The following is a 298-nucleotide window of genomic DNA, read 5'->3' as shown; positions in this document are numbered from 1 at the left end:
GGTGGTTCAAGTCCACTCAGGCCTACCAAATACTTTCTGATACTGCGTTGCGGAACAACTCGCATACTTCAGTATGCTTCGTTATTCCACGCCTTGTCTCAGAAAGCATTACCGGTACAGAGATTAGTGTATACGATGGGGTTATAGCTCAGCTGGGAGAGCGCCTGCCTTGCACGCAGGAGGTCTGCGGTTCGATCCCGCATAGCTCCACCATCCTTTTACTGCGAACACAAGAAAACTTCAGAGTGAACCTGAAAAGGTGCACTGCGAAGTTTTGCTCTTTAAAAATCTGGATCAA

The 298-nt window shown here is 48.0% G+C and carries 1 tRNA gene; it reads left to right on the top strand.

Annotation, left to right across the window (positions count from 1 at the left end):
* Positions 1-137 precede the first annotated feature (137 nt).
* Positions 138-213, top strand: a tRNA-Ala gene (locus ENTMO_RS0100610).
* Positions 214-298 lie beyond the last annotated feature (85 nt).

The sequence above is a fragment of the Enterobacter mori LMG 25706 genome (genome assembly GCF_000211415.1).
Lineage (GTDB): Bacteria > Pseudomonadota > Gammaproteobacteria > Enterobacterales > Enterobacteriaceae > Enterobacter > Enterobacter mori.
The sequence above is the reverse complement of the archived record's forward strand: the minus strand, read 5'-3'. Positions and strand labels throughout refer to the sequence as shown.